The sequence below is a fragment of the Marinobacter sp. G11 genome, from assembly GCF_021282325.1.
In the GTDB taxonomy this organism is placed as follows: domain Bacteria; phylum Pseudomonadota; class Gammaproteobacteria; order Pseudomonadales; family Oleiphilaceae; genus Marinobacter; species Marinobacter vinifirmus.
On record NZ_JAJSPB010000002.1, the window covers coordinates 48,761 to 73,212 of the forward strand.

At 58.2% G+C, this 24,452-nt stretch carries 18 protein-coding genes; 8 read left to right on the forward strand and 10 right to left on the reverse strand.

Going from position 1 to position 24,452, the window contains the following annotated elements; translation table 11 throughout:
• Positions 1 to 29: 29 nt before the first annotated feature.
• Complete coding sequence (locus LWH94_RS01565; RefSeq protein WP_232900969.1) at positions 30 to 1,085, reverse strand: NAD(P)-dependent alcohol dehydrogenase; 1,056 nt, start codon at positions 1,083 to 1,085, stop codon at positions 30 to 32.
• Between the two features lie 123 nt (positions 1,086 to 1,208).
• Between LWH94_RS01565 and LWH94_RS01570 the strand changes: the two genes are divergently transcribed.
• Both LWH94_RS01570 and LWH94_RS01575 read left to right on the forward strand, forming a co-directional pair.
• On the forward strand, positions 1,209 to 1,781 hold the full coding sequence (locus tag LWH94_RS01570) for a hypothetical protein (protein ID WP_094625131.1): 573 nt from the start codon (positions 1,209 to 1,211) through the stop codon (positions 1,779 to 1,781).
• Positions 1,782 to 1,845: 64 nt separating this feature from the next.
• A complete protein-coding gene (locus LWH94_RS01575; RefSeq protein ID WP_232900971.1) occupies positions 1,846 to 3,294 on the forward strand; it encodes a malate:quinone oxidoreductase in 1,449 nt (482 codons plus the stop codon).
• Between the two features lie 12 nt (positions 3,295 to 3,306).
• On the opposite strand, the gene LWH94_RS01580 is transcribed toward LWH94_RS01575, so the two are convergent.
• Complete coding sequence (locus tag LWH94_RS01580; protein ID WP_232900973.1) at positions 3,307 to 4,575, reverse strand: tyrosine-type recombinase/integrase; 1,269 nt, start codon at positions 4,573 to 4,575, stop codon at positions 3,307 to 3,309.
• Between the two features lie 200 nt (positions 4,576 to 4,775).
• On the opposite strand from LWH94_RS01580, the gene LWH94_RS01585 reads away from it, so the two are divergent.
• Entirely contained in the window at positions 4,776 to 5,150 is a 375-nt protein-coding gene (locus LWH94_RS01585; protein ID WP_232900975.1) for a hypothetical protein, read from the forward strand.
• Between the two features lie 220 nt (positions 5,151 to 5,370).
• Positions 5,371 to 6,624 (forward strand): sodium:proton antiporter NhaD, encoded by a 1,254-nt coding sequence (nhaD, locus tag LWH94_RS01590; RefSeq protein ID WP_058340942.1) that lies wholly within the window; start codon positions 5,371 to 5,373, stop codon positions 6,622 to 6,624.
• A 57-nt stretch (positions 6,625 to 6,681) separates the two neighbouring features.
• On the opposite strand, the gene LWH94_RS01595 is transcribed toward nhaD, so the two are convergent.
• Positions 6,682 to 7,221 carry a porin family protein gene (locus tag LWH94_RS01595; RefSeq protein WP_094623980.1) on the reverse strand — a complete coding sequence of 180 codons (540 nt, stop codon included), beginning with the start codon at positions 7,219 to 7,221 and terminating at the stop codon, positions 6,682 to 6,684.
• Between the two features lie 256 nt (positions 7,222 to 7,477).
• Here LWH94_RS01595 and LWH94_RS01600 point away from each other — a divergent pair, with 256 nt between their 5' ends.
• Positions 7,478 to 8,896: a TrkH family potassium uptake protein gene (locus tag LWH94_RS01600; RefSeq protein WP_094623981.1), complete on the forward strand. Its 1,419-nt coding sequence runs from the start codon at positions 7,478 to 7,480 to the stop codon at positions 8,894 to 8,896.
• Between the two features lie 2 nt (positions 8,897 to 8,898).
• On the opposite strand, the gene glgP (LWH94_RS01605) is transcribed toward LWH94_RS01600, so the two are convergent.
• The 6 genes from glgP (LWH94_RS01605) to glgC all read right to left on the reverse strand — a co-directional run bounded on the left by glgP (LWH94_RS01605) (position 8,899) and on the right by glgC (position 17,069).
• Positions 8,899 to 11,403 carry an alpha-glucan family phosphorylase gene (gene glgP, locus LWH94_RS01605; protein ID WP_232900976.1) on the reverse strand — a complete coding sequence of 835 codons (2,505 nt, stop codon included), beginning with the start codon at positions 11,401 to 11,403 and terminating at the stop codon, positions 8,899 to 8,901.
• A gap of 17 nt (positions 11,404 to 11,420) precedes the next feature.
• Positions 11,421 to 12,191: an SDR family NAD(P)-dependent oxidoreductase gene (locus tag LWH94_RS01610; RefSeq protein ID WP_199457509.1), complete on the reverse strand. Its 771-nt coding sequence runs from the start codon at positions 12,189 to 12,191 to the stop codon at positions 11,421 to 11,423.
• A 28-nt stretch (positions 12,192 to 12,219) separates the two neighbouring features.
• Positions 12,220 to 12,579, reverse strand: coding sequence for a PilZ domain-containing protein (locus tag LWH94_RS01615; protein WP_232900978.1), 360 nt, complete (start codon positions 12,577 to 12,579; stop codon positions 12,220 to 12,222).
• A 122-nt stretch (positions 12,580 to 12,701) separates the two neighbouring features.
• The gene (gene malQ, locus LWH94_RS01620) at positions 12,702 to 14,096 is read right to left on the reverse strand and encodes a 4-alpha-glucanotransferase (protein ID WP_232900979.1); all 1,395 of its coding nucleotides are present in this window, start codon (positions 14,094 to 14,096) and stop codon (positions 12,702 to 12,704) included.
• On the reverse strand, positions 14,093 to 15,820 hold the full coding sequence (locus LWH94_RS01625) for a glycoside hydrolase family 57 protein (RefSeq protein WP_232900981.1): 1,728 nt from the start codon (positions 15,818 to 15,820) through the stop codon (positions 14,093 to 14,095). Before LWH94_RS01625 ends, malQ begins: the two co-directional genes overlap by 4 nt.
• Entirely contained in the window at positions 15,810 to 17,069 is a 1,260-nt protein-coding gene (gene glgC / locus LWH94_RS01630) for a glucose-1-phosphate adenylyltransferase (protein WP_227508263.1), read from the reverse strand. The genes LWH94_RS01625 and glgC overlap by 11 nt, the downstream gene beginning before the upstream one ends.
• Positions 17,070 to 17,279: 210 nt before the next feature.
• Here glgC and glgB point away from each other — a divergent pair, with 210 nt between their 5' ends.
• Genes glgB through glgP (LWH94_RS01645) form a run of 3 tightly spaced genes read left to right on the forward strand, consistent with a single transcriptional unit; the run spans position 17,280 to position 23,192 of the window.
• Positions 17,280 to 19,175, forward strand: coding sequence for a 1,4-alpha-glucan branching protein GlgB (glgB, locus tag LWH94_RS01635; RefSeq protein WP_232900983.1), 1,896 nt, complete (start codon positions 17,280 to 17,282; stop codon positions 19,173 to 19,175).
• Positions 19,172 to 20,620: a glycogen synthase GlgA gene (gene glgA / locus LWH94_RS01640; protein WP_058340933.1), complete on the forward strand. Its 1,449-nt coding sequence runs from the start codon at positions 19,172 to 19,174 to the stop codon at positions 20,618 to 20,620. The genes glgB and glgA overlap by 4 nt, the downstream gene beginning before the upstream one ends.
• A 19-nt stretch (positions 20,621 to 20,639) precedes the next feature.
• The gene (gene glgP, locus LWH94_RS01645) at positions 20,640 to 23,192 is read left to right on the forward strand and encodes an alpha-glucan family phosphorylase (RefSeq protein WP_232900985.1); all 2,553 of its coding nucleotides are present in this window, start codon (positions 20,640 to 20,642) and stop codon (positions 23,190 to 23,192) included.
• 1 nt (position 23,193) lies between these two features.
• Here glgP (LWH94_RS01645) and LWH94_RS01650 read toward each other — a convergent pair whose 3' ends face one another.
• On the reverse strand, positions 23,194 to 24,399 hold the full coding sequence (locus LWH94_RS01650) for a 1-acyl-sn-glycerol-3-phosphate acyltransferase (RefSeq protein WP_232900987.1): 1,206 nt from the start codon (positions 24,397 to 24,399) through the stop codon (positions 23,194 to 23,196).
• Positions 24,400 to 24,452 lie beyond the last annotated feature (53 nt).

A 24,452-nucleotide genomic window follows, 5' to 3' on the forward strand; every position in this document is an offset into this window, starting at 1 on the left:
TTCCCGCCCGGGCGCTTTCGGCGGGCTGATCAGCTCTGTTTGAGCGTCTTCATATCAATCACGAAACGGTACTTCACGTCGCCTTTTTTCATGCGCTCGTAGGCTTCATTGATGTTGCGGATGTCCAGCATCTCGATGTCGCAGGTAATGTCGTGCTCGGCACAGAAATCCAGCACCTCCTGGGTTTCCGGCATGCCACCGATCAGGGAACCGGCAATCACCCGGCGCTTGGTAACCAGCAGCCCGGCTTGCAGCGCTGGCTCAACCGGCGTCAGCAGGCCCACCAGAATATGGGTGCCATCGTGCTTCAGGCATTTCAGGTAGGGGTTCAGGTCGTGGGCCACCGGAATGGTGTCGAGCAGGAAGTCGAAGGAGTTGGCCGCTGCCTTCATCTGCGCCTCATCGGTAGAGATGATCACATGGTCTGCGCCCTGTTTCTTCGCTTCCGCTACCTTGGCCTCGGAGCGGGTGAAGATAGTCACTTCCGCGCCCAGCGCCTTGGCGAATTTCACACCCATGTGGCCAAGGCCGCCCATGCCCAGAACACCGACCTTGTGGCCCTTGCCGACATTGAAGTACTTCAGGGGCGAGTAGGTGGTGATGCCCGCACACAGAATCGGTGCCGCGGCAGCCGGGTCGAGTTTCTCTGGCACGCGAACCACAAAGCGTTCGCTGACCACGATTCGTTCCGAGTAGCCGCCGTGGGTAACGGTGCCATCGTGCCGGTCCAGGCTGCCATAGGTCATGGTAGAGCCTTCATCGCAATATTGCTCCAGCCCGGATTCGCAGGCGGAACAGGTACGGCAGCTGTCTACCATGCAGCCCACGCCCACCAGGTCACCCTCTTTATAGGCTTTTACATCCGGCCCCACGGCGGTTACCCGGCCCACAATCTCGTGCCCGGGAATAACCGGGTACTTCGAGCCGCCCCAATCGTTCTCGACGGTGTGGAGATCGCTGTGGCAGACACCGCAGTAGTCGATTTCGATGGCTACGTCGTCGGCACGCAGCTCCCGGCGGTCAATGGCGTAGGGGGCCAGGCCGGAATCCGGCGCAGTGGCGGCGTATGCTTTGGTATTTGCCATTCGATTAGTCCTTTTCGGTTTTAATACAGGGGTCACGGTACCGGTACGATATGACCGTTATCGTATGTTACCCGACATTCGTCGATTGTAACCTACGTATTCCAGACCATCAGGGATGACCAGATGACACAGATGAAATCTCTCAGGGCGTTCGGCGTTGCCGGGTCCCTGGCCTTGGCCGGGCTGGTAGCCGGCTGTATGCCCGGCACCATCGCCACCGGCGTGGGTACCGGCTTTGTGTATGAACAGAAGCAGGACCACAAACACCGCCATGAAGTAGAGCGGGCCATCGATCAATATGTGCAGGACCATGCCAACTCACCCTGCCGGCACGGCGAAGACCGGGTGATGGAATCCGCCACAGAGATCCTCAGGGAATACCGGCTGACCGGTGTGAATGAAGTGCTCAGCCGCCTTGAACGGATTTACAAAGACGATAGCCAGCCGGACCAGGTCAGGGCCGGGGCGCTGTACAACATGGCTGTACTGGAATCCCGCCGCAAAGAGCCGAACAAGGTGCGGGCAAGGGAGTATTTCAAACGCCTTTATGTAGAGTTCCCGAACGAATACCGCTGCATCTTTGCAGAGTCTGACTGGCGGGATTCGATGATAGAACAGCAATTGCTTCTGCCCGGAGAAACCGTGGAGTCCTTTTTGCGTGATGCCCGTGAGGATGTAGAGCACATGCAGCAGTAGGAGTACACTGGCCAAAAGGCTTTGATGAACAAACTCCTACAACCGACTCGGGCGGGCACAGGCTATGAAGGTAATTGTTATCGGCGCAGGCATTATGGGTGTCACCCTTGCCACACTGGCAAAGGAACTGGCACCCGAGCTGGATATCACCATACTGGAACGGCTGGATGGCCCGGGGGCAGGGAACTCCTGGGTGTTCAACAACGCTGGTACCGGCCACGAAGCCAACTGCGAGCTCAACTACACCCCGGTGGATGGCGAGGTTATTTCTGTTGAGAAAGCCCTGAAAATCCACGCCCAGTTCAACGTGGCCAAGCAATTCTGGGCCTACCTGGTCGAAAAGGGTGCCATTAAAGACCCCTCTACGTTCATCAACCAGACCAAGCACTGCACCCTGGTCTCGGAATCCTTCATTGAAGAGCTGGCGCTTCGGCACAAGGAAATGTCTGGCCATCATTTCTTCGAAAGTATGCGGTATTCCGATGATTTTGATGAGATAAAAAGCTGGATCCCTTTCACCATGGAAGGCCGGCCGCGCCATGAAAAGATGGCTGCCACGGTGATTGAAACCGGCACGGATGTGAACTTCGGCTCTCTGACAGAACAAATGGCTGCGTACGCTGACCGGGATTTGGGCGTGGCCATTGAGTACGGTGTACACGTAAAGCGGGCACACCGCAGCCCCGCCGGCAGCTGGGTGCTGGAAACCGAGCGCAACGGTACGTCCACCCAATATAAAGCTGACGTACTGTTTGTTGGCGCCGGCGGTGGCGCCTTCCCGCTCCTGAAACGGAGCCATCTTCCGTTTGCCAGGCGCTTTGCCGGCTTCCCGGTGGGTGGCCGTTTCCTGCAGGCGCCGGTTACGCCGGAGCAGGCGGACCAATACCGCGCCAAAACCTATGGCCGGGCAGAAGTGGGCGCACCCCCGATGTCTGTTCCGCACCTGGATCTGCGGGTGGCCAATGGCCAGCATTACCTGTTATTCGGGCCGTTTGCCTCGTTTAAGCCGGTTCTTGAGAAAGGACGGGGCTTTGTTGATTACCTTCGTTCCATGCGCCTGCACGACATTCCGGGCCTGTTGAGCGTGGCCATAGAGAACTTCCCGCTGGTGAAATACCTGGTCTCCGAAACCTTCAAAGGCGAGCAGAGCATGCTGGATTCGCTGGAGAAGTTTGCCCCCGGGCTTGGTAACAAGTTCAACTGGCAAGCCGTGGAAGCCGGGCAGCGGGTACAGATCATTAAAGATGGCGACCTGCAGATGGGCACGGAGATTATCGTGTCCAGCGACAAGACCTATGGCACCTTGCTGGGCGCATCGCCCGGAGCCTCGGTTTCGCCGGAAGTGATGTTGCGCGCACTGGAACAGCTGATGCCCGCGCGGTTAAACACAGAGGAAGCCAGGAGCAAGCTAAAAGCAATCTTTCCGGAAGATAACCTGGAAATCCTCGCCAACGATGCCGAGCGCTACCGCGAAATTCGTGACGGGGTAAACCATTCGCTAGGCATCGTTTAACGGATCCAGCATTTATACCCGCCGGCGACGGCCTTCCGTTCGCCGGCGGGCCTGTTCCGAATTTACGTAGACAGATTCAGTGAAGGTGGCGTTGGCATGGCCGAGCTCTTCACTGATGTGGCGGATATCCGCGCCGGCCTCGATGGCCTGGCTGGCACCGGTGTGCCGCAGGTAATGGGTTTCGGAGCGAATGGCCAGCATTTGCCTGGCTTCGTCCATGAACCCTTCACGTTCCATACGGTCCGCGGTGGCGACCATGGCTTGCTCGTAGATCCGTTGCACCTGGCGCTTGCCGATGGCATCGCCCTTGGCTGACGGCAGAATGGGCGTGGATTCTCCCGGCACCGGCAACGGAGAGGGAAGCCCCAGATGGCCTCGCCAGCGCTTCAGGTAATCCAGGTAGGCGTCTGGCAGGGTAACTTGCCGGGTTTTGTCGCCTTTACCGAACACCGAATACACCCAGTAGGGTTCGCCATCGACAATGGTTCGGCGGAAATCACCAAAGCAGGGGGTACGCACCTGGTTCGGGTCCACCGGCCGCGGTGCCAGTTCGCTGACCCGCAGAAACAGGCTTTTCATGGTCACGATCACAAACAGGTTACGCTCGAATTTCGGGTTGCTGTCCGCCAGTTCGGTGAGGGTTTCCAGCAGGAACGACCATTGCCAGTCTGTCAGACGCCGCACTTCGGCGTCCCGGTCCTGGTTGAGGCTGGGTTTGGCGTTCCGGTCGCGCTTGCGGACATCAATCATCGGATTTTTGGGCAGATAATCGTGGGCCACCAGGTATTTGAAGAAGGTCTGCAGTGCCGTGCGGCTGGCGTTCAGGCTGGCCTGGGTAACAGAGTAGGGCGCCTGTACCGCTTTCGACCGCAGCGCCATGGGCCGCCAGTCCGGATTGGAACGGCGCAGGTCCGCCTGTGAAGTAAACGCAGGATAGATCCCCCGGGATATCCAGGGCGCCGGAGGGGTTTTCAAAAAGGCAAAGTAGCCTGTGATCAGGTCGCTGTCTGCCTGGGCAAGGTGACGGCGGGCAATCAGCCAGGTGTAGTTGAGAAAACGCTGGATTTCGCTTCGAAAACGGTTGTATGTGCCGGAAACATCGCTGTATTTTTCGAGGAAACGGCGGGCGGTGTAGAAGTCCTGACGGGCTTTGTCCGGGTTGATGGGCACCGCATTCAGCGCTGCAAGCAGATCCGGATACAGCGCAAGCTCAGCCTGTTCGTGGATAAGATCAGCGGTATCAAACAGCGGAAAACCGGGAAATCCTGGCCTGGCGTTCATCTGGGCAGCCTTGTTTGCGAATTGTGTTGTACGGTCGGGAAGCCTGAAATGTCCAATACTCCTAAATATTGGACATATTGAGAGTTTATACAATTCAGTGAGTTATCGCCAACTCTTCATGCAGTAACTCTCAAGCGTTTCGGCGCCTCAGCAATCTCTCTGCTTCAGTTGATGCGACGAAAATGGAGTTTCAGCAAGTTATGGATACAAAAAACGGCTTATCGGGATTGGTAACCGCCGCTGCGTTCTCGGTGTGCCTGTTTGCGTTTCCAGGTATTTCAGGTGCAGAGACGCTATGGGATGAACAACCTGCGGTCGTCGAGTTTTCTGTGCCCGTCGAACGGGTAGAGAAAGCGTCAATCTCGGAAGACGGGCTTCTATGGATTGTTCTCGACGACCAAGGCCGAACTGAGCTCCACGAAATGACCAGGGCAAACCTGGGCCAGCCCGTGCAGATTGTGATGGCCGGCCAGGTTGTCCTGCGCTTTACCGTTACCACAGAGTTGGAAAGCGGCCGGCTGCGTGTGCAGAATCCCCACCAGGGCTTGATTGAGGCTTTAGAGGCATTTCTGTGAACTACGGCGGGGCCTGTGTTTGCCATTCTGACGACATGAAGGGCTTACCTGTCTGAACAGATACCCCCATACCGTACTGCGCATAATGTATATTATGTTAAATACGATATCTGACTGGGAGACTTTGTGATAAGCGCCATACAGGTTTAGAATCGCCAACGACTTTCCCGGCGGCTCATTCACGGGCAGCTATTCCTTTTCTGCGGTTCAGGATCCTAATATGCCTGTTCTTGATGCTGTTCTGATTGCGGTTGCGGTACTTGCGCTTCTTGGCGTGATTTTCGAAGAAGTCATCCACGTTAATAAGGCAAAGACGACCCTGTTTTTTGGCACCCTGAGTTGGGTGTTGCTGTTTCTTTTCAGTGGCAGCCAGGATGAAACTGCCGCGGTCTCAGCCGGGCTGTCTGAAAGTATTGCCGAGATTGCCGGGCTCTGGTTGTTCCTGGTGGCGGCGATGACCTTCGTGGCTTACCTGAACAAGAAAGGCATGATCGAGAACATGATCTACCTGATCATGCCACGCAAAGTGACGGAACGCCGGTTGCTGTTTCTCACCGGGCTGTTCTGTTTTGTGTTCTCGTCCCTGGCGGACAACATCACCGCTACCCTCGTTTCCTGCTCACTGATCCTGTCCCTGAACCTTGAACTCAAGAAACGCCTGCAATTTATTGTTCTGGTTGTGTTTGCGGTGAACTCCGGTGGTGTCTCGCTGATTACCGGCGACGTAACCACACTGATGATCTTCCTGGCCGACAAGGTGGAAATTCTGACATTGCTGACGCTGGCCATCCCGGCTTCGATCACGGTGTTTATCCTGGCGGTGTTCCTCTCCGGCGGGCTGTCCGGAACGGTGACGCTGCAAGCCAGCTCCAATGAAGTGCGAAAGGTTGATGTGATCATCGCGATTCTGTTCCTGGCGACCATTATCGGCACCATCAGCGGAAATGCCCTGTTTGGCATCCCGCCGGTTCTTACCTTTCTGTTCGGTCTTTCTATCATGTTCCTGGTGTCCCGGTTCATGAGCAGCGACGAAGACCTGGACCCGATCCTCGAATACATCCGCGTGATCGAGTTCGAAACCCTGTTGTTTTTCCTCGGTATTCTGTTGCTGGTGGGTATGCTCAAGGAAATCCACGCGCTGGATTCGCTGGTTGCCATCTATGACGTACTGCCGCCGGTCTACGCCAACTATCTGATGGGCATTTTCTCGGCCATTATCGACAACGTTCCGCTGACCGCTGCACTGCTGAAATCCGGGATTGATATGAGCCCTGCGGAATGGATGGGGCTTACCTACGCCGTGGGCGTGGGCGGTTCTTTGCTGGTGATCGGCTCTGCCGCCGGCATTGTGGCCATGAGCAAGATTCAGGGACTCACCTTTGGCACCTACATGCGCTACGCCCTGCACTTGCTGGCTGCCTATACGCTGGGCTATGGCGGGGTGTTGTTACTCGGATCCTTTATAAACGGCTGAGCATGAAAAAGCCCGCGGGAAGAGGCTTCCGGCGGGCTTTGTGCGTTGGGCGCGGGGTTAGAAATTGACTTGCATGCCGATGCCCAGGCCATCCACGGTTACGTCGTTATCATCGTAGTAACGCATGTACTCCAGGTTCGCGGACAGGTTCGGGGCGAAGGCGAAGTTTACGCCAGCACCATAAGAAAAGTCGGAGTCGTCATCCTTGGCATTACCCGCCTCAGCTTCGATACGGGTGAAACCCAGCACCCCGTAAGGCGTAATCGGGCTCTCATTCACCATGTTGAAGGTGGCGTAGCCGCCGAAGAAGTTATCCAGTTTAACGTCAACGCCCCGAACGGTATCGTCATCTACACCGAAGCCCGCACGTGCTTCCAAGCCAAAGTATTCGGTGGCCATCACACCAACCTTGCCGGACAGTGTGCCCGCGTCGGCATCACCAATTCCGTCAAAATCCGCGTTCATAAACGTGTAATTCGCACCCGCATACAAACCTCCAACGCCAGATTTGTACATATCCTGGGCCGATGCGGCGCCAGCCATGGCAATGCCGGCCGTAGCCACAGACGCAATCAGAACATTCTTTTTGATAGTCATAGCGTTTCTCCTTGGTGAAAAACGGAGCTGTGTTGCACTCCTGTTATCAACTTGCACCAACTCAACGGCACTGGCCATAGTAAGGTTCCGCATTTACCCGGAATTTACAGTGTTTTAATTTGCCGGTAATCCTGCGCCACGCGGGCTGTTACCTTGCGGATACAGGGCACCGCGGGTATCCTGACGGCCTCTCACTGTCAGCTGGTACGGGCGCACCTTGAGAAATCTAAATCCTGTTATTTTTATTGTCAGCGTGATGTTTGTACTTTTGAGTGCTTTCATGACGTTACCGGTGTTTCTCCTGGCCGGAACTCCCTCCGGCGCGCCTAATGCCATGGCGTTTGCAGAGTCTGCTGCGATCGTCTGTGTGCTGGGTATTCTGGGCATCCTGCTTACCCGCAACAATAATCGGGAGCTCAAGCCCCGATACATGTTTGTTCTGACCGTATCCAGCTGGTTTATTATCGCCCTGCTCTCGTCCCTGCCTTTTTATCTGAGCGATAACGGTATTTCTGCTGCCGACGCGGTGTTTGAAGGTACCTCCGGCATTACCACCACAGGCGCTACCGTGTTCAGCGGGCTGGACAACTTTGACCGGGACCTGCTGCTCTGGCGTTCCATTCTGCAATGGCTCGGTGGCATCGGGATTATCGGTATGTTCGTTGCCGTTCTGCCGTTCCTGCGGGTGGGCGGTATGCGCCTGTTTGCGACCGAATCCTCGGAGTGGACTGACAAGGCCCTGCCCCGGATGAAAACCCTCAGCCGTGGCCTTCTGTTCGTTTATTTGGTGTTCACGGTCATCGCAGTAACGACCTATTGGTTATCCGGTATGAGCCTGTTTGATGCGTTCAACCACGGTTTGACCAGTATCGCTACCGGTGGCTTCTCCACCTCCGACATGTCCATGGGCAAGTTCAACGACTTGATCCTTATGGAAGCAACCTTCTTTATGATGCTCGGCAGCTTGCCGTTCTTCCTGTTTGTGCGGGAAATGCACGGCCAGCACTTTGTGCTGTTCAAGGATCAGCAGGTACGCCTGTTCCTGGCGATTCTGCTGGTAGTGCCGCTGTTGCTCACGCTGCACCGGTGGTGGGTATCGCCGGTAGCATTCGACCCCTTCCATAACTATGTTTCCACGCTGTTCAACGTTACCTCGGTGGTGAGTACCTCCGGTTACGCCTCGGAAGACTATTCGGCCTGGGGCCCGCTGGCGTTCGTCGCCTTTTTCTTCCTGATGTTTGTCGGCGGTTGTTCCGGTTCCACCGCCGGCGGTATGAAGATTTTCCGCTTCCAGCTGTCTCTGATCATCCTACGGGAGCAGCTGATGCGCCTGTTGCACCCCCGCGCGGTGTTTACCCGGAATTACAACGGCCGGGCGGTCAGCGATGAGATTATCTCCTCGATGATTGCCTATACCTTTATATTCCTGCTGTGCCTGCTGATTATTACGGTGCTGCTGGCATCCCTGCAGCTGGACTTTGTCACTTCGCTGTCGGGCGCGCTGACATCGCTCACCAACGTTGGGCCTGGACTGGGCGACATTATCGGCCCTGCCGGTAACTTCGGCCCGTTGCCGGATGCCGCCAAGTGGATTCTTTCGGTGGGTATGCTGATGGGCCGCCTGGAGATTCTCAGTGTGGTGATTGTGTTGTCACCGGGATTCTGGCGCGGCTGATTCTAGCGGTACCAAAGGATGTGGCTGTCTTCCAGCGGCAGGTTCAGGCGGGCATCCTTTACCCGGATTCTCGGGGTGAAGTGGCCTGCCGGGCGCGGGGGCACGGTTGCCCGATACAGATAGCTGTCTTCTGATCCCTCCAGTGCATGCTCTATAGCCATGGGTTGCACCAGTCTTGGCCCGAACTCCGACGCTTCCGCCACCAGTTCCACCGTCAGTTGTTCATGACCCAGGCCATCCAGGTAAACGCAGAGTGAAAAGGTCTGGCTGTTGTCACCCGTCTGTTCGGTCAGTTCACCAAACCGAAGTTTTGGCCAGTGCCGGCAGACATTCTTTCGGTTGGCGACCAGCTCGGCCGCGATTTCCGGGGTGCGTTCGTTACCCTGGGTCACCATCGGCAGGTAAAAGTCGGAAACATACTCCCGCACCATGCGGTTTGCCGAATAGCGGGCGGTCAGCTGGTCCATACTGGCACGGATGCGTTGCAGCCAGGTACCGGGCAAGCCCTTGTCATCCAGGTGGTAGAACTCCGGAATCACCTGCTGTTCCAGCAGTTCATAAAGTTCCCGGGCATCCGAGTCGTCATGGCTGCCATCCAGTGCCAGTTCTTCAAAGCTTGCCCCGGGCCGTATCGCCCAGCCAACCTGATCGTTCCAGGCTTCCGCCCACCAGCCATCAAACTGGGAAAGGTTGAGCCCGCCGTTCACCAGAACTTTCATGCCACTGGTGCCACAGGCTTCCCACGGGTGGCTCGGGGTGTTTAACCACACGTCAACGCCCTGAATCAGCTGGCCGGCCACGGCTAGGTCGTAGTCTTCAATGAACACTACTTTGCCTTCCACTTCCGGGCGCTGCGAAAAGGCTTTCCAGCGCCGGATCAGTTCCTTGCCAACCTTGTCCTTCGGGTGTGCCTTGCCAGCCAGCACGATCTGCAACGGCCGGTCACGGGTGGTCAGTAACCGGATGAGCCTTTCCGGGTCTTTCAGCAACAGGTCCGGGCGTTTGTAGGCCGTGAACCGCCGTGCGAAACCCAGTGTCAGGCTTTCTGCATCCAGCAACAGGCCACAGGCGGCGTCCGGGTTGCTTCCGTAGTTATGTTCGCAATGTTGTGCGTGCAGGCGTTTGCGCAGATAGCCCACCAACCGGCGGCGCTGACTGCGGCGCATTTCCCAGATAGATAGGTCATCAACGTCGCACATGGGTTCCGGTTCGAGCATTGGCTGGCGCCAGCGGTCCTTGCCACAGGCGCGAGTCCAGAGCTGGTCGGATTCCGGAGAATCCCAGCTCGGAGTATGGATTCCGTTGGTCACGTAGTCTGCAGGGATATCCGGCGTGGGCCAGCGACCAAACCAGGGCTGGAAGATGGTCTGGGTCACCTTTTGGTGTATCCGGCTGACACCGTTGAAGCGGCCGCTCATACCCAGGGCCAGCCCCGCCATATTCAGGTCTGATGCGCCGCCATTGGCGATCCCCAGCAGGTTATCCAGGCGGTTACCCTGCCCGGACAGCCAGGGTTCCAGGTACAGGGCCGCCAGTGCGCGGGGAAAACGGTCGAACCCGGCAGCCACGGATGTGTGGGTGGTGAACAGGTTGGTGGCCCGGGTGGCAACGCGGGCGACTTCGAAATCGGATTGCTGGCTGCGCTGCCACTGGTGGGCCCGCTCTACCAGGGCCAGGGCGCTGTGGCCTTCGTTAATGTGGCAAAGTGCCGGTTTCCGGTCCAGAAGTTCCAGCAAACGCCAGCCTCCGATACCCAGAACCATTTCCTGTTGCAGACGCTTTTCCGGGTCGCCACTGTAAAGTTCGCTGGTGATACCCCGGTCGCCGGGTTCGTTGCGGGGGTCGTTACTGTCCAGCAGCAGGAGCTCGCAACGCCCCACCTGGCCTTTCCAGCCCCGAAGCCGAACCTCCCGTCCGGGAAAAGGTACGGTTACCCTCGCCCATTCGCCGTTGCTGTCCCGTAAGGGCGATACCGGCAACATGGTGGGATCGTTGTAGGGATGGAATTCGATCTGTTCACCTGCCGTGTTCAGGGCTTGGCGGAAGTATCCTTGCTGATACAGCAGGCCCACAGCCATCACCGGAACACCGAGGTCACTGGAAGCTTTTAGGAAATCGCCAGCGAGTACTCCGAGCCCCCCACTGTACAGAGGCAGGGATTCGGAAACACCATATTCCATGCAGAACCAGGCGATTCCGCCATCGAGTTTGTTATTGCAGGAATCCGAATACCAGGTCGCAGCCCGGGTAAACTCTTCGTGCCGGCTGACCTGCTCCTGATAGAGCGTCAGGAAGTCCGGATTCTGGGATAACGCCTGCAGGTGCTCCACTGCAACCCCGTTGAGCACCAGCCAGGCATTATGGGTGGCTTCCCAGGCTTCTTCGTCCAGGGCCCGCCATAACTGATCACCGCCGTGATGCCAGGTCCAGCGCAGGTCCAGTGCCAGGGATATAAGCCCCGACAACTGGTCTGGCAGGGCCCGCATGGAATAGGCGGCAAGTGTCATGGGCTGGCCTCAAGCCGTCAGTGTGCGGTGTAGCCACCGTCGATCACCAGCTCGCTGCCGGTTACAAACTTGGATTCATCTGACGCCAGGTAAACCACACCCCAGGCGATATCATCCGGCTCGCCCATATGGCCCAGCGGGTGCAGGGCGGCGGTGGCGTTCCTGGCCTCTTCCGGATCCACTCCGGTGGTTTTCATGTGGCCCTCTACCATCGGTGTCCAGATAAAGCCGGGGTGTACAGAGTTCACCCGGATTCGGTCTTTGGCGTAGATCATGGCATCTGTCTTGGACATCAGCCGTACCGCACCCTTGGAGGCATGGTATGGCGGTGCGTCGGGCGCCCCTACCAGGCCATAAATGGAGGACAGGTTGACGATGCTGCCGCCTCCGGCTTTCAGCATGTGCGGAACCGAGTGCTTGGTGCAGAAAAACACACCCTTTACGTTGATATCCTGAACCTTGTCCCATTCTGCCTCGGTCACTTCGTGGGTCGGCTTGTTGGCACCGGAGATACCGGCATTGCTCACCATAACGTTGAGCTTGCCAAAGCGCTCGGCCACGCCATCCAGCGCTGCTTTCACCTGGCTTTCATCGGCCACGTCACAATGCCAGTAAGCGACCCGGAAACCTTTTTTGGTGAGTTCCTGCACCAGGGCTTCGCCTTCTTTATCAAGCACGTCGAGCACACCTACTGCCGCGCCCTGCTCTACCATCCGTTCCACCATGGCCCGGCCCAGGCCCAATGCTCCGCCGGTTACCGCTGCTACCTTGCCTTCCAGTCTAGCCATTGCTGTTTCTTCCTTTCGTTTCGGGTTTTTAGTGAATCTTGCGATGTCTGAGGGCCGCCCGGCCTTCTGAGTCTTTGTGGTCTTCCAACCAGAGTATCAGCTCGGAAATGACCCTTGCGTCATTCTCTGCGCTGTCAAAATCGACGCCGAGCCCCTGGTCGGCCCTTCGAACCACATGGGCCTTCAGTGTATGGTGTTTCTCGGGTTGCTCGGGAAACCGGAACGACAAGTGCAGGGCCTGGTTCAGCCGCACATCATCAAAGCCGGTGACAATAAAAAGCCCCCGCCTGGACGCATCTTTTATCGCCCCGGTGGCTACAGGCATACCACGCTTGTACACCAGTATAGGCAACTCCCCTTCAATTCGCTGGCTAAGACGGTGTTCCATTCGAGCCCCCTTTCACAAACTTTTGTTTTCTGGCGGATACAGGTTATACCTGTTCATGCACCAGTTATATCTGTTTGTTTATTGATCAACTTGACTCTGATCAATAAATAAACGGAGCAACATTACCGCCCGTATAGCTGAACCGTTTCCCTGAGCCGGGCAATATCCACAAGCTCCTGATAATGCTCTGGAAGCTGCCATATCCAGTTGTTCTCGATGGTGCCGGGGGTGTTGAATCGGGCATCAGAGTCCAGGCCCAGCAAGTCCTGTACGGGCACAACCACCAGCCCGGAGACCGATCCCATGGCGGCCTGGATAATTGGCCAGGGCATCTGCGCTGACTCTTCGCCGGTAATTCTCAGGTAGTGGTTTACGTGTTGCCGCGTGCGCTCATCAAGGCTGTGGTACCAGCCCAGGGTGGTGTCGTTGTCGTGGGTACCGGTGTACACCAGATCTTCCGCCCTGTGGTTATGCAGCAGGTGCGGATTGCCCGGGCTGCCGTCAAAGCCGAACTGCAGAACCGTCATGCCGGGCAACCGGAAACGGTGGCGCAACTGCTCCACATCGTCGCCGATAATGCCGAGATTCTCGGCCACCAGGGGAAGGTCCGGCAGTTCCCGGAAACAGGCCGACAGGAAGTCATCCCCCGGGCCGGGCACCCAGTAGCCGTTCACCGGCCGGGGGTCACTGGCAGGAATTTCCCAGAACGCCTGCAGGCCCCGGAAATGGTCTATCCGCAACAGATCAAACTTTTCCCGCTGGCTGGCCAGGCGGCTGAGCCACCACCGGTAACCATCCCGTGCCATGGCCTGCCAGTTATAAAGCGGGTTACCCCAGTGCTGGCCGTCCGGCGAAAAATAATCCGGCGGAACGCCAGCTACTGCCAGCGGCTGACCGTTTGCATCCAGCTTGAACTGCTCCGGATTGGCCCAGACATCGGCGCTGTCGTGGGCCACAAAGATGGGAATGTCCCCGAACATCAGCACGCCCCGGTCCCGGGCATATTCCCTGAGCGCATGCCATTGCCGGTGGAACAGGAACTGCTCGTACTTCACCTGTTCGATGGCTGATTCATTGGCCCGGGAAAACTCTGTCAGTGCGCCTGCATCGCGCCGTCGCAGGGGGTCGGGCCAGTCGGGCCAGGCTGTTCCCGGGTATCTGGCCCGGATGGTCATAAACAGTGCGTAGTCATCCAGCCAGTGGCTGTGGCTGGCCAGAAATTGTGGCCAGGCATCGTCAATCTCCCGGCTTTCCTGTTTGCCGGGCAGTTCCCTGAAGTCGATCAGCTCTGGGTTACCGGCGTGGGCCGACAGCGACTGATAGGGTGACAGATCCGGATGGGTCGGCCCGATAGGCAGCGTTTGCCAGACAGTCACACCGGCCGCTGCAAGCCAGTCCACAAACCTCCGAGCGCTTTCGCCCAGCTTGCCGTGGCTGCCCGGCAAGGCTGTCGGGTGAAGCAGCACACCGGCACGGCGCCGGGAAAACACAGAAACGGGCGGCAGGGCCTGAGTCATGAACCCTCACCCGATTCGTGCCCTGGCCGCATGGCGCCGCCCCGGGCCGGCTCGCCACCGCCCTGGCTCAGGGGCTGGAACAGGCTCGGTGGTGCCGGGTATCCGATGGCATCGTACAGGTTGACCAGATGGCGCCGGTAAAGGTGTTCGAAATCTTTCACCACAGCAGCCGGGTTGTAATCCCCGAACCACCAGAACCAGTCCGAACCCTCACACAAGCCTAGCTGCCGTGCAGCCGCCGCCTTCTGTTCCGCGTTTAACGAGCCGTTGTCCATCACCTTGTCGTAATGCTGCTTGGCTTCACACAGCAAATCCCAGGCACGGTTTTTGTCGGGGTCGCCAATCCAGGTTGAGAAGGTTCCGTAAATCCAGCTGCCTGCAACAAGGTGAGGCAGGCCCTCAGGCTGGCAGTCCGGAGTATCCAGGTAATCCCGGTAGGTGGTCAGTTTCAGATCCGGGTGGTTCTCCAGAACCCGGTACAACTCGTCCAGAAAGTAGTAGCCGTTCTCCGGGTAATATTCCCAGGCATTCTCTCCGTCCAGAATCACCGAAATCACCGCATTGGCGTTGTTGCGATTGTCCTTCGCAATATTCTCCATGTGATGCACCAGGTCACCCACGGCATCCCGGGCGTGCCAGTCTGCATAGGTAAAGCCGATCAGGTCAGACAACCCGTCATCACGGAAAAGCACGGTCAGCGGCTGTTCAGCGAACCGGAATGGCCTGTGGATACTGCCGCCACCATCGCCGGCACCTTTGTTCCGGGCCAGTTTCATGCTGTTGTGGATCACGGAATCCCCACTGGCGGTCCAGCGGAATCCATGATCGTGCAACAGGGGTAACAGTGACTGGCTCAGCGCGCCTTCGGAAGCCCAGCAACCGGTGGGCTGTTTGCCGAAAAACCGCTGGAACACTTTCTTGCCCTCTTCCAGATGCCATGCCGCCCGCTGGTCTCCTCCGGGGTAGTGCCCGTGTTCGGGCAACCGGATATCAGGAATCGCTTCACTGGCGGATTTCAGGTCCAGCAGCAGCGGCATGATGGGGTGCGCCCAGGGGCTCATTGCCAGTTCTACCTGCCCGTTCTGCTCCAGGTGCCGGTATCTCGGGCCGATGCCCGCTAACAGCTCGGCAATGACATCCAGCACGGCCAGCCGGTCTTCACGGGAATACTGATGGCCTTTTTCCTGAAGGCTGCGGATAACAGTGTGAGACCGGCGAACGGTTTCTCCCATCCAGCCAAGGTGGTACCACACCAGCAGGTCTTCCAGGAACTGGACGGAGATATAGCGCTGTATATCCGGCCGGACGCGATAGAAACCGGCCAGCTCGGACAACCTGCGGTAAGCGGGAAATCGTTTGATGATTCGGTCGGCATTGGCTCGAAGGCACTTGTCCATCAGGTCCAGGAAACCGGGCGAACCGGGCTCCGGAAGGGACTCGCTCACCAGGGCTGCCAGTACCGGATCACCAATACCGGTGCCTTTATGTCGCCAGCACTCGATCTGCACCAGGTATTCTTCAATCTGTTCCAGCAGCACCGGCGCAAAGTTCACCACGGCCCGGGCATCCGGGTGGGCTTCCAGGTGGGCGGCCATGTCGGCGTAGTCTTTGATGCAGTGCAGGTACACCCAGGGAAACAGGAATTCGCCAGTGCTTTGGTCCTGATAGTCCGGCTGATGCATGTGCCAGCAAAGCACGACCGGTGTGCGGTCGTCAGAGGCCATGGGGGTAGTCCTGCTCCAGCATCTCCGGGGTTACCAGTACAATGCCTTTGGGTGATACGTAGAAGCGTTTGGCATCCTGTTCTGCGTCATAGCCGATACGGGTCCCTTCCGGAATCCGGCAGCCCCGGTCGATGACCGCCCGGCGGATTTTGCAGTTTCGGGCAATATCCACATCGGGGAAAATAACCGTGTCTTCTACCGTACAAAAGGAATGGACAATCACCTTGGAAAACAGCAGTGAACGCTGCACCTGCGCGCCGGACACAATACAGCCGCCGGCGACCATGGAATCCACCGCATAGCCCCGCCGGTTATCGTCATCAAATACAAACTTGGCCGGGGGCATCTGTTCCTGGTAGGTCCAGATGGGCCATTCCGAATCGTACAGATTGAGTTCAGGGCTGACGCCGATCAGCTCCATATTCGCCTGCCAGAGCGAATCGATGGTGCCGACATCCCGCCAGTAGGCCGGTTTGTTGTTGACCGGGTCCCGGAACGGAAACGCAGACACCCGAAGGCGTTCGATAATGGACGGGATAATGTCCTTGCCGAAATCGTGGGATGACAGTGTGCTGAGTTCGTGGTCCCGCAGCAGCTCATCAAACAGGATTTTGGTACTGAACACGTAGATGCCCATTGAAGCCAGGGCTTTATCCGGCTGCCCGGGCATGGGTTTGGGGTTGTCCGGCTTTTCAACAAACTCGGTAATCCGGAGCTTGTCGTCCACCGACATCACCCCGAAGGCCCTGGCGTCTTCCAGGGGCACTTCTATACAACCGACCGTAACGTCTGCCTCCTGCTCCACATGGGCGGCCAGCATGGTGCCGTAGTCCATCTTGTAAACGTGGTCACCCGCTAGGATCAGCACATACTCCGGATTGTGGCTGCGGATAATGTCGAGGTTCTGCAATACCGCGTTGGCGGTGCCTTCGTACCAGGAGGTTTCGATGCGCTGCTGGGCTGGCAGCAGCTCCACAAACTCCCCCATTTCGCCCCGCAAAAAGCCCCAGCCCCGCTGGATATGTCGCATCAATGAGTGGGACTTGTACTGGGTAATCACACCCACCTGGCTGATGCCGGAGTTGATACAGTTGGAGAGTGGAAAATCGATAATCCGGAACTTGCCGCCAAAAGGCACTGCTGGCTTCGCCCGCCACTTGGTGAGGTCTTCCAGCCGGCTGCCCCGGCCTCCGGCCAGCACCAGGGCGAGGGTTTGCCGCGTCAGGCGGCTGACGTAACGCTTTGCCATTTGCATAGTTCTGCTTCCCTGAAAACCCGCTTGGTCCTCTGCCCGTCCTGAGCGAACGGTAATAGACACTGCATTGACGATTTATAAGATTCTAGAACACTACCATCCAATTATGACGTAAAATTGTCGCAGGTCATTTTTCGATCAGCGGCAAAAACGTCCAATGGTCTAACCTCCAGCCGTACCATTCTGAACGGGAACCCGAGGACTATGGAAAGCCCCACCCTGAGCGAGTTCGACCTCTACCTGCTGGCCGAAGGCCGGCACTGGCATATCTATAATGTGCTTGGCGCACATCCCATGACCCATAAAGGCACCGAAGGTGTGCGTTTTGCGGTCTGGGCCCCCAATGCCAGGGCTGTCAGTGTCGTCGGTGATTTCAATCACTGGCAGGCCGACGCAGACGCCATGCAGCTGCATGAAGGATTCGGCGTATGGTCTGTGTTCATACCGAAAGTCCAGGTTGACGCCCTGTACAAGTTTTCAATTACAACCCGCGACGGTCACCAGCTCACCAAAACGGATCCTTACGGCCAGGCCTTCGAACTCAGGCCGTCAACCGCCGCCCGGGTTACCGAGCGCCGGGCCTATTGCTGGGAAGATGGCGACTGGCTGGAAAGCCGCAACCGGTTTGACTGGCAACGCAGCCCCATTTCCATTTACGAGGTGCATCCCGGCTCCTGGCGCCACCACGGTTCCGGCCGCTGGCTGAATTACCGGGAGCTGGCAGAGCAGCTGATTCCATACGTACTGGAGAGCGGCTTCACGCATATTGAATTGCTGCCGGTAACCGAGCATCCCCTGGATGAATCCTGGGGCTACCAGACCACCGGTTACTACGCGCCCACCAGCCGCTACGGCAGCCCGGATGACCTTCGTTACCTGATTGACCAGTGCCACCAGCACAATATCGGGGTAATTCTGGACTGGGTTCCCGGACACTTTCCGGATGACGAACACGCGCTGGCAAAGTTCGACGGCACCGCCCTGTACGAACATGAAGACCCGCGCCGGGGCCGGCACCAGGACTGGGGCACCCTGATCTACAACTACAGCCGCCATGAAGTAAAAAACTTCCTGATTGGCAGTGCCCTGTTCTGGCTGGACACCTTCCATGTGGATGGCCTGCGGGTAGATGCCGTTGCCTCCATGCTGTACCTGAATTACTCCCGCAATGAAGAAGACTGGTTGCCGAACGAATACGGCGGCAACGAGAACCTGGAGGCTATTGCCTTCCTTCGGGAGCTCAACCAGGTGTGCCAGGGCCGGTTCCCCGGGGTGCTGATGATGGCCGAGGAATCCACCTCCTGGCCCCAGGTTACCCGGCCACCGGAAGTCGGCGGGCTTGGCTTCAACCTGAAGTGGAACATGGGCTGGATGCACGACACCCTGCACTACTTCCAGCAGGACCCTGTTTACCGGCAATTCCACCACGACAAGCTCACCTTCGGGCTGCTGTATGCCTTTTCCGAGAACTTCCTGTTGCCGCTGTCCCACGATGAAGTGGTACACGGCAAATCCAGCCTGATCCAGAAAATGCCCGGAGACGACTGGCAACAACGGGCATCGCTGCGGCTGCTGTTCAGCTACATGTTCACCTACCCGGGTGCCAAGTTGCTGTTTATGGGCGGCGAGTTCGGCCAACGGCAGGAATGGAGTGAAAAACGGGAGCTGGACTGGCACCTGCTGGAACACGAAGGGCATCAGGGCATCCACAAACTGGTGCAGGATCTTAACCGCCTGTACCGGGAACAACCTGCCCTGCACCGGCTGGACTACAATGCAGCCGGTTTTGAATGGATTGATTGCCACGACTCCACCCAGTCGGTGGTCAGCTACCTGCGCAAACCGGACCAGCACGGTGGCGAGGCCTTGGTGATCGTGGTCAACTTTACCCCCGTGCCCCGGCATCACTACCGGATTGGTGTTCCCCTGGCCGGCAACTGGCAGGAGATCTTCAATTCCGACTCCACCTACTACGGTGGCAGTAATCTGGGCAATCCGTTTACCCTGACTGCAACCGACACCCCCTGGATGGCCAGGCCGGCGTCGGTGGAGGTTACCCTGCCACCCTTGGGGCTGATTATTCTGAAGGCCGATGCATGACCCGAATTCTGTTTGCCACCAGCGAAGTCTTTCCCCTGGTAAAGACCGGCGGCCTGGCCGATGTGTCCGGCAGCCTGCCGGAAGCCCTGTGCCGGCTCGGCTACGATTGCCAGATCCTGCTGCCGGGTTATCCCGCTGCACTCAAGGCAGCCCGGGAGGCCGGTTCTCAGCGCAAGGCCCGCTTCCGTTTCGGACAATACGATGTTTCACTCTGGCAAACTCAGGTGCCGGAGACCCAGGTACTGCTCTGGCTGGTGGATTGTCCGGCCCTGTTCGACCGGCAAGGTGACAGCCCGTACCAGAACGAAAACGGTGAAGACTGGTGGGACAATGCCCATCGTTTTCACCTGTTTGCCCGTATCGGGGCCATGATGGCGCTGGGGCAACTGGGGTTATCCTGGAAGCCGGATATCGTGCATTGCAACGACTGGCAAACCGGCCTGATCCCCGTGTTCCTGCACAACGACAAGCACGCGCCCGCCACTGTCTTTACCATCCATAACCTGGCTTATCAGGGCCTTTTCTCCCATGAAACGTTCAGGGCGCTGGGGTTGCCGGATCATCTCTGGCGCTTTGACCAGTTGGAATTTCACGGCCAGTTTTCCTTTCTCAAGGGCGGCCTGGTGTTCAGCGATGCCATCACCACTGTGAGCCCGAGCTACGCCCGGGAAATCCGCACGCCGGAGTTTGGCTATGGGCTCGACGGTTTGCTGGAACACCGGTCCCATGCCTTGACCGGCATATTGAACGGCATCGATAACCGTTACTGGAACCCGAAGTCGGACCAGCACCTGGATTTCCACTACAGCCCGGACGATACCTCCGGAAAAGCCCAGTGCCGGGCAGCCCTGCAGCGCAAGCTGGGGCTGGAAGTCAACGGCGCTCCGGTGCTGGGATTTGTCGGGCGTCTGGTAGAACAGAAGGGGCTGGACTGGCTGCTGGAAGCACTGCCGGCTTTACTGGAAAAGGGGTGTCAGTTTGCCATTCTCGGTTCCGGAGAGGCCCGTTACCAACAGGCGCTGCAACACCTGGCCCGGGACTGGCCCGAACAGTTGTCACTTACGCTGGGTTATAACGAGGCCCTGGCCCACGAAATAACCGCCGGCGCGGACATCTTCCTGATGCCATCCCGGTTTGAGCCCTGTGGCCTGAACCAGATGTACAGCCTGCGTTACGGCACTATTCCGGTGGTGCACGGCACGGGCGGGCTGAACGATACCGTACTGGACCCCGGCGAGGTGCCGGTACGGGACGCCAACGGATTTGTTTTCCGGGAGCCCAACGCCCACGGGCTGAAGCGCGCCGTGAACCGGGCGCTCGAGGCCCGCAAGCACCGGAAAACCTGGCAACAGCTGCAGCAAAATGGCATGACCGCAGATTACTCGTGGAAGCACCGGGCCGGTGAATACGCCGCCCTCTACAACAAGCTCAGGCATAACCAGTAACCACAGGGAGGTTCTGAACATGCACAAGGCTACGGAATTCCGGCTTGAAGCCCGACCCCAACTGCCCGAAGCCCTGCATCGGCTGGGCGAGCTGGCAAACGACCTGTTTTACAGCTGGAACCACGGCGTACGGGGCCTGTTTGCCCGTATTGATCTGCGCCTGTGGCAAAAGGTGGAACACAACCCGAAGCTGTTTCTGCGCCGGGTATCCCAGCACCGGCTTGAAGAAGCCGCTGCCGACCGGGCCTTTCTCGCCGAATACCGTCGGGTGCTGTCCAGTTACGATGCCTACGTAGAGGCCGGGCCGGGTGCAGAAGTAGTGGAGCTACTCAACCCCGAAACCAGCCTGGTGGCCTATTTTTGCGCCGAGTTCGGGTTTCACGAAAGCTTTCCGATCTATTCCGGTGGCCTGGGCATCCTGGCCGGCGACCACTGCAAAGCGGCCAGCGATCTCGGCCTGCCCTTCGTCGCGGTAGGGTTGTTGTACCAGCAGGGCTATTTCATGCAGACCATTGATGCCCAGGGCCAGCAAGTAGCCCGGTATCAGTGCCACGACAGCGACGAGCTGCCCATCAGCCCGGTAGAACAGGATGGCGAGCAACTCAAGATTTCCGTGCCCTTCCCGGGGCGGGAGCTGTGGGCCCGGGTCTGGCAGGCGCGGGTTGGCCATATCCGCCTGTACCTGCTCGATGCCAATACACCAGAGAACAACGAGCAGGACCGGGAACTGACCCTGCAACTGTACGGCGGCGATTCAGACACCCGCATCAGCCAGGAAATCCTGCTGGGCATCGGGGGCACCCGCGCGCTGGCAGCACTGGGCATCAAGCCCACCGCCTGGCACATTAACGAAGGCCACGCCGCCTTCCAGATCCTGGAGCGCTGCCGGATGGCCATGGAACATGGCCTCAGCTTCGAGGCCGCCCTGGAATCCGTTGCCGCCTGCACCCTGTTTACCACCCATACGCCGGTACCCGCCGGCCATGACATTTTCCCCCGGGATTTGGTTGCCCATGCCCTGGGCCCGTATACGGAAACCGCAGGGCTGGATTTTGACCGGGTTTTCGAGCTGGGCACCAAGAACGGCGATGGCACCTTCAACATGACCAGCCTGGGCTTGCGGGGCTCGCGGTTCCACAACGGTGTCAGCCGTATCCACGGCGGGGTCGCCTCGGAAATGGAAGGCAGTATCTGGCCGCAAATTCCTCCGGAAGAAAACCCCATTGGTTACATCACCAACGGCGTGCATGTTTCTACCTTTCTGGCGCCGGAATGGGCCAGCCTGTTTGAAATCCAGGCGCCCACCTGGAAAAGCGAGCTGAGAAACCCGGATTTCTGGAATTTTGTCGACAGAATTCCGGATTATCACTACTGGAGCGTGCATAAAGCCCTGAAACAGCAGATGGCGGAATTCATCGTGCGCCGGTTAAGGCACCAGCATCAGCGCAACGGCACCGGCCATTCGGTCACCGAGCGTATGACCCGAAAGCTGGTATCCCCCGAAAAAGACGCCATGGTGATCGGCTTTGCCCGGCGATTTGCCACCTACAAACGGGCCACCCTGATATTTTCCGACCTGCCGCGGCTGGAGCGGCTGCTGACAGACCCCGACAACCCCGTGGTCCTGGTCTTCGCCGGCAAGGCCCACCCCAAGGACAACCCGGGGCAGCAACTGATCAAGGTCATCCATGACCTGTCCATGCAGCCTTCCCTGATGGGCCACATTATTCTTCTGGAAGACTACGACCAGGCCATGGCGAGGCGGCTGTTAAGCGGCGTGGATGTCTGGCTGAATACGCCGGAATATCCAAAAGAAGCCAGCGGTACCTCCGGCGAGAAAGCCGCCATGAACGGCGCCCTTAACCTGAGTGTGCTGGATGGCTGGTGGGGCGAAGGTTACGACGGTAACAACGGCTGGGCCATTGCCCCCCGGGATATTCGCCTGGACCAGGAATTCCGCAACCGTGAAGAAGCCCGGGACCTGCTCGACTTGCTGGAAATGGAAATTATCCCGCTGTACTACAAACGGGAAGCCCAGGGTTACTCGAAAGACTGGGTGGCCCGTTCCAAGGCGTCCATGAAAACCATTACGCCCCGGTTCAATTCCCAGCGCATGGTGATGGATTACGTACGGAACTATTACCAGCCGGCCAGCGCCCAGGGCCACCGCCTGGCGGCAAACAAAGGCGAACTGGCCAACGAGCTGGCGCAATGGAAGGCGCGGATACGGGCGGCCTGGCACGGGGTGAACATTCAGATGCACGGTTGTGTCACAGACCGCTGCAACTGGGATGAAGAAGTGGAACTGAGCGTGGAAGTGGCCCTGAACGGGCTGGCACCGGAGGATATCCGGGTGGAATGCGTGGTATCACCGGACTGTACCGGCAGCCATGGCGAGCCCGGGCCGGACAGTTTTATCCTGGAACCGGCAGGTGACCAGGATGGCAAAACTTTGTTCTCCGCGCGCATCAAAGCGCCCTACCCGGGCCTGCAAACCCTGCGCTTGAGGGCCTATCCCTACCATGACGCCCTCACCCATCCGCTGGAGATGGGCGCCATGCTCTGGGCCTAGGCTATTCTTCGGTTGGCGTCAGCGCCTCGCCGTTGTTATTGGCGGCCAGGGCGTTGACCACCGGATTGGCGTACATATCCAGCAGGTAAGGCCGGATAGCCGGATCACAGGCTTCCAGCCGGCGCTCCATTTCAGCACGGGCCGCATCCAGGTCCGCCGGTGACCAGGTTTCTGCCGTCACCACGCTTTCGCTGACACTGCCCGGTGTTTCCCGGGCTTCCGGGTGAACGCCCCGCATCTGGTAAGCCACCAGGTTGGATGCATGCAGATGGTAATTGGCGTGCATTTCGTGGTCGATGCGGGCGGCCAGGGCTTTCGGATTATCCGGAGCATCAGCAATAGGCGCACCGAAGTGCACATGCACATGCCCCTTGTAACCGGTCAGGCCTTTTACAATTTGCTCGGAATCTTCCCCTTCGGTTTTCTGGTAACTGCCGGTACGGGCCTTCACTTCCAGCTCCCTGGCTTTGTCGGCATCGCAGGGGTCGTACTCGTAGGCAATAGACACCGGCACAATATGCAGCCGGTTCATGGCCTCGCCAAAGGCCAGCCCGGATTTCTTCCGGCTCATGTAGAACATCTTGATGATGGCAGGGTCCGTGGCGTCTATACCGTCCTTCGCGCGGCCTTCACGCTGGGCTATCCAGATGCTGTGGTTGGTGTCGATGCTGTGGTTGATAAACCCGGACAGCGTCAGGTAGGCATCGCGCATTTCCCGGGGGCTGGTCATGTTACGACGCACCACAAAGCTCTTGTTCAGGCGCATCATCTCTGCAAACACCCGGTTCTGCAGCAGATTGTCGCCAATAGCAATGCGGGTGGTCAGGAAACCGTTCTGGAACAGCAGGTAATTCACCACCATTGGGTCAAACACGATGTCCCTGTGGTTGGAGATAAACAAATGGGCGTTGGTCTTGCTCAGGTTCTCCAGGCCGCTGTGGGTTACCCGGGAGGTGGTGCTTTCAACCAGTTCGCCCACGTACTTTGACAGCTCCGCCTGCAGGTCATCCACCCGATGGTAGTGGCCGAAGTTGCCAACCAGCCAGCGCCGTACAAACATCCGCAAGACCGCCGGCGCCCACTTCGCCGCCAGGGGGGACTTGAAGCGGCCCACCATGTCGAGGAACTCCCGATCATTAACCAGGCGTTTGATGGCCGGCGCTGTTTCTTCATCCGAATAGGGACGGATTGCGTCAAATTCCTGCATGCAAGCCCTGTTGTTGTTCGAAGCGGTTAATCAAGTGGTTGGAAATTGGCGGT

What these genes read in the sequence shown, in the direction of transcription:
- LWH94_RS01565 (WP_232900969.1), bottom strand. Translation starts at nt 1,085, where the DNA reads ATGGCAAATACCAAAGCATACGCCGCCACTGCGCCGGATTCCGGCCTG.
- LWH94_RS01570 (WP_094625131.1), top strand. Translation starts at nt 1,209, where the DNA reads ATGACACAGATGAAATCTCTCAGGGCGTTCGGCGTTGCCGGGTCCCTG.
- LWH94_RS01575 (WP_232900971.1), top strand. Translation starts at nt 1,846, where the DNA reads ATGAAGGTAATTGTTATCGGCGCAGGCATTATGGGTGTCACCCTTGCC.
- LWH94_RS01580 (WP_232900973.1), bottom strand. Translation starts at nt 4,575, where the DNA reads ATGAACGCCAGGCCAGGATTTCCCGGTTTTCCGCTGTTTGATACCGCT.
- LWH94_RS01585 (WP_232900975.1), top strand. Translation starts at nt 4,776, where the DNA reads ATGGATACAAAAAACGGCTTATCGGGATTGGTAACCGCCGCTGCGTTC.
- nhaD (WP_058340942.1), top strand. Translation starts at nt 5,371, where the DNA reads ATGCCTGTTCTTGATGCTGTTCTGATTGCGGTTGCGGTACTTGCGCTT.
- LWH94_RS01595 (WP_094623980.1), bottom strand. Translation starts at nt 7,221, where the DNA reads ATGACTATCAAAAAGAATGTTCTGATTGCGTCTGTGGCTACGGCCGGC.
- LWH94_RS01600 (WP_094623981.1), top strand. Translation starts at nt 7,478, where the DNA reads ATGTTTGTACTTTTGAGTGCTTTCATGACGTTACCGGTGTTTCTCCTG.
- glgP (WP_232900976.1), bottom strand. Translation starts at nt 11,403, where the DNA reads ATGACACTTGCCGCCTATTCCATGCGGGCCCTGCCAGACCAGTTGTCG.
- LWH94_RS01610 (WP_199457509.1), bottom strand. Translation starts at nt 12,191, where the DNA reads ATGGCTAGACTGGAAGGCAAGGTAGCAGCGGTAACCGGCGGAGCATTG.
- LWH94_RS01615 (WP_232900978.1), bottom strand. Translation starts at nt 12,579, where the DNA reads ATGGAACACCGTCTTAGCCAGCGAATTGAAGGGGAGTTGCCTATACTG.
- malQ (WP_232900979.1), bottom strand. Translation starts at nt 14,096, where the DNA reads ATGACTCAGGCCCTGCCGCCCGTTTCTGTGTTTTCCCGGCGCCGTGCC.
- LWH94_RS01625 (WP_232900981.1), bottom strand. Translation starts at nt 15,820, where the DNA reads ATGGCCTCTGACGACCGCACACCGGTCGTGCTTTGCTGGCACATGCAT.
- glgC (WP_227508263.1), bottom strand. Translation starts at nt 17,069, where the DNA reads ATGGCAAAGCGTTACGTCAGCCGCCTGACGCGGCAAACCCTCGCCCTG.
- glgB (WP_232900983.1), top strand. Translation starts at nt 17,280, where the DNA reads ATGGAAAGCCCCACCCTGAGCGAGTTCGACCTCTACCTGCTGGCCGAA.
- glgA (WP_058340933.1), top strand. Translation starts at nt 19,172, where the DNA reads ATGACCCGAATTCTGTTTGCCACCAGCGAAGTCTTTCCCCTGGTAAAG.
- glgP (WP_232900985.1), top strand. Translation starts at nt 20,640, where the DNA reads ATGCACAAGGCTACGGAATTCCGGCTTGAAGCCCGACCCCAACTGCCC.
- LWH94_RS01650 (WP_232900987.1), bottom strand. Translation starts at nt 24,399, where the DNA reads ATGCAGGAATTTGACGCAATCCGTCCCTATTCGGATGAAGAAACAGCG.